General features: G+C 75.3%; 8 protein-coding genes and 1 pseudogene. 5 read left to right on the top strand and 4 right to left on the bottom strand.

Annotation, left to right across the window (positions count from 1 at the left end; all coding sequences use genetic code 11):
* A partial coding sequence (locus GTQ99_RS17510; RefSeq protein WP_166617010.1) for a DUF4328 domain-containing protein occupies nt 1-649 on the top strand: 649 nt, incomplete at its 5' end.
* 33 nt (nt 650-682) lie between these two features.
* Here GTQ99_RS17510 and GTQ99_RS17505 read toward each other — a convergent pair.
* The 4 genes from GTQ99_RS17505 to map form a co-directional block, all read right to left on the bottom strand.
* Nucleotides 683-1684, bottom strand: a complete 1002-nt coding sequence (locus tag GTQ99_RS17505) for an LLM class F420-dependent oxidoreductase (RefSeq protein ID WP_166617012.1) — start codon at nt 1682-1684, stop codon at nt 683-685.
* Between the two features lie 82 nt (nt 1685-1766).
* A complete protein-coding gene (ppgK, locus tag GTQ99_RS17500) occupies nt 1767-2549 on the bottom strand; it encodes a polyphosphate--glucose phosphotransferase (RefSeq protein ID WP_166617011.1) in 783 nt (260 codons plus the stop codon).
* Nucleotides 2550-2694: 145 nt separating this feature from the next.
* The gene (locus tag GTQ99_RS17495; protein ID WP_166617009.1) at nt 2695-2883 is read right to left on the bottom strand and encodes a PspC domain-containing protein; all 189 of its coding nucleotides are present in this window, start codon (nt 2881-2883) and stop codon (nt 2695-2697) included.
* A gap of 102 nt (nt 2884-2985) precedes the next feature.
* Nucleotides 2986-3858, bottom strand: coding sequence for a type I methionyl aminopeptidase (gene map, locus GTQ99_RS17490; RefSeq protein ID WP_166617008.1), 873 nt, complete (start codon nt 3856-3858; stop codon nt 2986-2988).
* 54 nt (nt 3859-3912) lie between these two features.
* Between map and GTQ99_RS17485 the strand changes: the two genes are divergently transcribed.
* From GTQ99_RS17485 to GTQ99_RS17470, 4 genes and pseudogenes are all read left to right on the top strand, one after another.
* A complete protein-coding gene (locus GTQ99_RS17485; protein ID WP_166617007.1) occupies nt 3913-4095 on the top strand; it encodes a hypothetical protein in 183 nt (60 codons plus the stop codon).
* A 219-nt stretch (nt 4096-4314) separates the two neighbouring features.
* Nucleotides 4315-5577 (top strand): toxic anion resistance protein, encoded by a 1263-nt coding sequence (locus GTQ99_RS17480; protein WP_166617006.1) that lies wholly within the window; start codon nt 4315-4317, stop codon nt 5575-5577.
* Nucleotides 5574-6491: a hypothetical protein gene (locus GTQ99_RS17475; RefSeq protein ID WP_166617005.1), complete on the top strand. Its 918-nt coding sequence runs from the start codon at nt 5574-5576 to the stop codon at nt 6489-6491. The genes GTQ99_RS17480 and GTQ99_RS17475 overlap by 4 nt, the downstream gene beginning before the upstream one ends.
* Nucleotides 6492-6500: 9 nt before the next feature.
* A pseudogene (locus GTQ99_RS17470) lies at nt 6501-6951 on the top strand (hypothetical protein); the annotation flags it as partial.

Raw genomic sequence — 6951 nt, 5'->3', positions numbered from 1 at the left:
GGTCCCCGCCCCGGCGGCGGGGACCTGGGCGGCCGGCGCGGGAGCCCCGGCCTGGTCCCCGGCCGCGGCCGGCGCTCCGGCTCCCGCGACCGGGCTGCGCCCGCTGTCCGGCCTCGCCACCGCGGTCGTCGTGCTGTCCAGCCTCGTGGCGGCCGGGACGGTGCTCGACGTGGCCGGCTGGGCGCTGGGGCAGCGCTCGCTGGCGGGCGCGGTCGCCGGTCTCGCCGTGGGCGTCGCCCTGACGGGCGTGCAGCTGGCGGCGCTGGTCGTGACGGCCCTCTGGCTGGCGCGCGCCCGCGCCAACGCCGTCCGCATCAGCCCGGCCGTGCGCCAGCGGCGGGCCGGGGTCTGGACCTGGCTCGGCTGGTTCCTGCCGGTCGCGTGCTGGTTCGTGCCCCGCCAGCTCCTCGACGACGTCTGGACGGCCTCCGCGCCCCGCGCCCGCCGCGGCGCCGCGCCCGCGCTCGGCGCCTGGTGGGCGGCGTGGCTGGTGGCCGTCGCGAGCGCCACCGTCGGCAACCGCATCGCCGACGACGGCTCCGCCGGGGCGGTCACCGCGCTGCTGCTGCTCAGCGCGGCGGCCCACCTCGTGGCGCTGCCGCTGTGGATCGGCGTCGTGCGCTCGGTCACGGACGCCCAGCGCCCCTGACCCCGGCGGCGCGGGCCTCGCGCGCCGCGGGCCTCAGAGCGCCCGCAGCGCCGGGGCGACCTCGCGCTCGAAGAGCTCGATGCCGCTGGTGTCCGTGGCGGCCTCGGCGAAGTAGAAGTTCGCGTGCCCGAGCCCCGCGCGCACCAGCGGCGTCAGCTTCTCCACGACCTGCTCGGGGGTGCCCACCCCGGCGGCGTGCGCGGGGTCCAGCGGGGACAGCTCGCGCTCGACGGCCTCGGCGCTGACGTGCTGCTCCAGCACGGCCCGGCGGGCCGCGAGGCGCTCGCGAACCTCCGCCTCGTCGCGGCCGACCACCACGGTGTAGTCCGCCGTGCGCGTGATGGCGGCGAAGTCGCGGCCCACGTCGCGGCAGTGCCCGGCGAGCACCTCGGACTTGTGCGTGAAGCCCTCCAGCGTGCCGTCGAAGTTGGTGTAGTCGGCGTACTTCGCGGCCGTCCGCAGCGTCTTGCGCTCACCGCCGCCGGCGATCCACAGCGGGATGCCGCCCTCCTGCAGCGGCAGCGGCCGGCAGATCGCGCCGTCGGTGCTGTAGTGCTTCCCCGTGAACGTCGACACGCCCTCGCGCCACAGCTGGGCCATGATCTGCACGCCCTCGTCGAGGCGGGCCAGGCGCTCGCCGGCGGTGGGGAAGCCGTAGCCGTAGGCGCGCCACTCGTGCTCGTACCAGCCGGCGCCGATGCCCATCTCCACGCGCCCGCCGGAGACGACGTCGGCGGTCGCGGCCACCTTGGCCAGGTACGCCGGGTTGCGGTAGCTCATGCAGGTGCACATCTGCCCCAGCCGGATGCGGGAGGTGACGGCCGCGAAGGCCGCCACCAGCGTCCACGCCTCGTGGGTGGCCTGGTCGGTGGGCTCGGGCACGGTGTGGAAGTGGTCGTAGACCCACACCGAGTCCCACACGTCGCCGGCGTCGGCGCGCTGCACGAGGGAGCGCATCACCGGCCACTGCTCGGCGGGGTCCACCCCCACGAGGTCGTGCTTCCAGCCCTGCGGGATGAAGAGGCCGAGGCCCAGGCGCGGCGTCGCGTCAGTCATGGCCCGGACACTAGTACGCCCGGGCCACCTGTCGGCAGGGGCTGCGCCGGGTGGTGCGCGATCAGTCCCCGCGCGGGTCGCGGCCGGCGGCCGCGGCGGCCAGCGAGGCGGCGCCGATGATCCCGGCGTCGTTGCGCAGCTGCGCGGGCACGATGGGCGTGCGCAGGTCCAGCAGCGGCAGGAACTTCTCGTGCTTCTTGCTGACCCCGCCGCCGACGACGATGAGGTCCGGCCACAGCAGGTCCTCCACGTGGGAGTAGTAGCGCTGCAGGCGCTTGGCCCACTGCGACCACGACAGGTCGTGGCGCTCGCGGGCGGCGTCGGCGGCCTTCTTCTCCGCGTCGTGGCCGTCGACCTCCAGGTGGCCCAGCTCGGTGTTCGGCACGAGCTTGCCGTCGACGATGAGCGCGCTGCCGATGCCCGTGCCCAGCGTCGTCACGAGCACGACGCCGTGCACGCCCTTGGCCGCGCCGAAGACCGTCTCGGCGTACCCGGCGGCGTCGGCGTCGTTGACGACGAGCACGTCGCGCCCCAGCGCGTCGGAGAAGAGCGCTTCGGCGTCGGTGCCGATCCAGGAGGGGTCGACGTTGGCCGCGCTGCGCGCGATCCCGTGCTGGATGACGGCGGGGAAGGTGATGCCCACGGGCGTGTCGTCGTCGACCTCGAAGGAGGCGAGCACCTTGGCGACCACGGGGGCCACGGCCGCGGGCGTGGCCGGCTGGGGGGTGACCTCGCGCACGCGCTCGGCGGCGAAGTGCCCGGCGCCCAGGTCCACGGGGGCGGCCTTGATGCCCGAGCCGCCGATGTCGACGCCCAGGCCCAGGCGGGTGCGCGCCGAGCCGATCGCGGTGGAGGCCGACACGGCCCTGCCGGCCGTCCCCGCCGCGCTCGCCCCGGTGCCGCTCCTGCTCGTCGTGCTCGTCCGCCTCGTCGTGGTCACGCGGTCAGCTTAGGGCGCCGACGGGCGATCAGCCCGGGCTCCGCCCGGCTCAGCGGCCGCCGTCGCGGGGCATGGCGATCCACAGTGCCGCGTACACCAGCACCTGCGGGCCGGGCAGCACGCAGCTGAGCACGAACAGCAGGCGCACGACGGTGGGGCTCAGGCCGAAGCGGCGGGCGAGCCCGGCGCAGACGCCGGCCACGACCTTGCCGCGGACCGGGCGGGACAGGGTGTTCACTCGCGTCGTCCTCCTCCAGCGGGGTGCCGCCCGCGGTGGGCGACGTCCGCTCCAACGCGCCGCGCCCCCCGCGGGTGCCGCCGCGGCCGCGGGCCGCCGGGCTCAGGGCAGGGTGAGGACCTCGGCGCCGGTGTCGGTGACGACGATCGTGTGCTCGAACTGCGCGGTGCGCCGGCGGTCGCGCGTGACCACCGTCCAGCCGTCCTCCCACATGTCCCACTCGTGGGTGCCCAGCGTGAGCATCGGCTCGATGGTGAAGACCATGCCGGGTTCCATGACGGTGCCGTGGGCGGGCGCGGCGTCGTAGTGCGGCACGACGAGGCCGGAGTGGAAGGCCGGGCCCACGCCGTGGCCGGTGAAGTCGCGCACGACGCCGTAGCCGAAGCGCTTGGCGTAGGCCTCGATGACGCGGCCGACCACGTTGATCGCGCGCCCGGGCGCGACGGCCCCGATCCCGCGGCGGGTGGCCTCGCGGGTGCGCTCGACGAGCAGGCGGGACTCCTCGTCCACCTCCCCGCACAGGTAGGTGGCGTTGGTGTCGCCGTGCATGCCGTCCAGGTAGGCGGTGACGTCGAGGTTGACGATGTCGCCCTCCTGCAGCACGGTCGAGTCCGGGATGCCGTGGCAGACCACCTCGTTGACGCTGCTGCACAGCGACTTGGGGAAGCCCCGGTAGCCCAGCGTCGAAGGGTAGGCGCCGTGGTCGCAGAGGAACTCGTGGCCGACGCGGTCCAGCTCGTCCGTGCTCGTGCCCGGCACGACGTGCCGGGCCACCAGCTCCATCGCCTGCGCGGCCAGCCTGCCGGCGCGGCGGATGCGCTCCACGCCCTCCGGGTCGATCACGTGCGAGCCGGTGTACGGCGCCGGCGCCGGCTCGTCCACGTACTCCGGGCGCGGGATCGACGCGGGGACCGGGCGTCGCGGGGAGAGGGTGCCGGGCACCAGCGTGCCCACGGGTGCCGTCGCCGTGCTCATGGCCCCGAGTCTAGGTCGGGTGCGCGGACGGCCCGGACGGGCCAGGATGCGCTCATGGCGACGCAGTACTACTACGACGTGTCCACCGGCCGGGTGCAGGAGGTCGAGCACAAGGGCCAGGCCAAGGACCTCATGGGGCCCTACGCCACCCGCGAGGAGGCCGCGGACGCGCTGCGGGCGGCCCGCCTGCGCACCGAGGAGAACGACCGCCGCGACCGCGAGGAGGACGACTGGTGAGCCGCGGCCGGCGCCCCGCCGGGCCGGGCACCTCGCGCGGGGGGTGCGCGTTGCCCCCCTCGTGAGGACGACGTGCGGTGCGGGGACCTCCACCGTGGGGTGGATGACCGCGCTGCGCGCGCCCGGTGATGATCGGACGACCGCGCGCGGCGCACCTAGGATGGACCGCACGCCGGGTGGCGCGGGCGGCACGCTGTCGAGCACGAGGGGAACCACCTGATGTCGGAGTCGCTGGACCTGAGCAAGCCGCTGGACCCGCCGGCGGCCCCGGCCGCGCCGCCCGCCACGGACCTGCAGCTGACGCCGCCCGCCCCCGTGCCGGTCGTCGCCGACGAGCAGGCCGAGGTGATGATCCCGCTGGACGAGGCGACCAGGGCCGAGCTGCACCGCAAGGCGCAGGCCTTCGTCACCGACCTCGCCGCGCAGGATCCGCGCAGCCCGGCCTTCCAGAAGAAGGTCGACGACATCACGCGCATGGGCGAGCAGGAGATCCGCTCCAGCGCCCAGGTCTCCAACCGGATGCTGGAGCGCCCCGCCTCCAGCCTCGCGGGCGCCAAGGGCCAGAAGGCGACGGGTCCCGGCGCCGACGCGCAGGTGAAGGTGGCCAACACGCTGCTGCAGCTGCGCCAGACGGTCACCGACCTCGACCCGGGCCGCGCCGACCTCAGGGGCGCGAAGAAGCTGCTGGGCATCCTGCCCTTCGGCGGCAAGGTGCAGCGCTACTTCGAGCGCTACCAGGACGCGCAGTCCCAGCTCGACGCGATCATCAAGGCCCTCGCCAGCGGCCAGGACGAGCTGCGCAAGGACAACGCCTCCATCGAGTCCGAGAAGCAGAACCTCTGGACGACGATGGGCAAGCTCACCGAGTACTCCACGCTGGCCAAGGCGCTGGACGCCGCGACGGTCGCCAAGATCGACGAGCTGCGCGTCTCCGACCCGCGGGCCGCCGACGCCCTGACCTCCGACGCGCTCTTCCCCATCCGCCAGCGCCACCAGGACCTCATGACCCAGCTCGCGGTCAGCGTGCAGGGCTACCTCGCGCTGGACCTGGTGCGCAAGAACAACATCGAGCTCATCAAGGGCGTCGACCGGGCGCAGACGACGACGGTGGCGGCGCTGCGCACGGCCGTCATCGTGGCGCAGGCGCTGGCCAACCAGAAGCTCGTGCTCGACCAGATCAACGCGCTCAACACGACGACGAACCAGATGATCCTGTCGACCTCGGAGATGCTCAAGCAGCAGACCGCGCAGATCCACGAGCAGGCCTCCTCGGCCACCGTGGACGTCGCCACCCTGCAGAAGGCCTTCGACAACGTCTTCGCCACGATGGACGCCATCGACGTCTTCAAGCAGCAGGCGGTCGTCAGCATGGCCACCACCGTCGACGCCCTCGAGGGCCAGGTGCAGCGCTCGCGCTCCTACCTGGAGCGGGCGCGCAACGGGGAGCAGGGTGGTGGTCCCGCCATCGAAGGTCCACGGTGAGCGCCCCGGCCGGCCACGGCCCGGGGGAGCGGCCGCCGCGGGCGCTGCGCCGCTCCGGCGGGCACGGGCCGGGGCGGGTCGCGGTGCGCCGCGGTCCGGCGCAGGCGCCGGCGGAGCTGGTCTCGCGGAGGTTGCGCAGCCGCACCTGGCGGGTCGCCAACTCCTGGTGGCTGGCCATCCCCGCGGTGGGCCTGCCGTGGCTGGCCTTCCTCTACATGGGCCTGCGCGGTCGCCGGCCCACCTGGGTGCTGGCGGCCCTGGGGTACCTGCTCGCCGCGGGCGGCGCGGCGACGCTGATCACGATGGACGGGCTGCTGCTCGGCGTGCTGGGCTGGCTCCTGGCCACGGGCACGTGGGGACTGGGGCTGGTGCACTCGATCATGGCGAACTCGACGTGGCTGCGGATCAAGGCGGCCTTCACCGGGGCCGAGCACGCGCTGCCGCAGCCCGCGCAGCCGGCCCCCGTGCCCGTCGCGGCCGAACCGGCCGACCCGGCGACCCGGCTGCAGGAGCGGCTGCGCGACGTCGTGCGCACCGCCAACCGCAACGGCGGCCGGCTGCCCGACGGCGCCGTCCCCGCGGTGCGCGAGATCGAGGACGTCCTGCGCCCGCTGCTCGCGCACGTGGGCAGGCGCGGCGCCGAGGTCGAGGCGCTGCACGACCTCGAGGCCATCGTCACCGAGTACCTGCCCGGTGCGCTGGAGAACTACCTCGAGCTGCCCGAGGACTACGCCCTCACCAGCCGCGGCCCCTCCGGCAGCACGCCCGCCGAGGAGCTCGTCGCGCAGCTGCGGCTGCTCGCCGACGGCGCCCGCGAGCTGCAGCGCGCCGTCTACGACCACGACGCGCAGCGGCTGAGCGTGCAGGGCCGCTTCCTGGACGCGAAGTTCCGCCGCTCCGACCTGGACCTGTAGGAGACCGCCGTGGGAGTCGACCTGGGCAAGGGCAGCGCCACCGGTGGCGAGGACCCCGGTGCGCGCGCGCCCGGGAGCGCGTCCGGCCACGGGCAGCGGCCCGTCGCGTCGGCTCCCGCGGAGCCGACGCAGCCGACGGGGCCGACGGGGCCGGGCGCCTCGACGGGGCCGAGCGGGTCGACCCTCGCGCAGCGGCCGACGGGGTCGGTGGTGGCCCGCACGAGCCCGCCGCCCGCGCCGTACCGGCCGCGCGAGCCCGCGCCCGTGCCGCAGCAGCAGCAGGAGCAGGGTGGTGGGGGCGGCTGGTCCCCGCAGTCCCTCGGGCTGCTCGGGGCGGCGTGGACGACCGGCTGGATCATCGCCTTCGCCAACGGCGTGTGGTGGCTCGGGCTCGCCATGCTCATGCTCGGCGGCCCGCTCCTCGGCTACCTGCGCCAGGCGGGCGGCGGGCGCGGATGCC

This window comes from Kineococcus vitellinus, assembly GCF_009906315.1.
GTDB lineage: Bacteria > Actinomycetota > Actinomycetes > Actinomycetales > Kineococcaceae > Kineococcus > Kineococcus vitellinus.
Note: the sequence above shows the minus strand (reverse complement) of the source record. Positions and strands in the feature narration are given on the sequence as shown.

What these genes read in the sequence shown, in the direction of transcription:
- map (WP_166617008.1), bottom strand. Translation starts at nt 3,858, where the DNA reads ATGAGCACGGCGACGGCACCCGTGGGCACGCTGGTGCCCGGCACCCTC.
- GTQ99_RS17485 (WP_166617007.1), top strand. Translation starts at nt 3,913, where the DNA reads ATGGCGACGCAGTACTACTACGACGTGTCCACCGGCCGGGTGCAGGAG.
- GTQ99_RS17480 (WP_166617006.1), top strand. Translation starts at nt 4,315, where the DNA reads ATGTCGGAGTCGCTGGACCTGAGCAAGCCGCTGGACCCGCCGGCGGCC.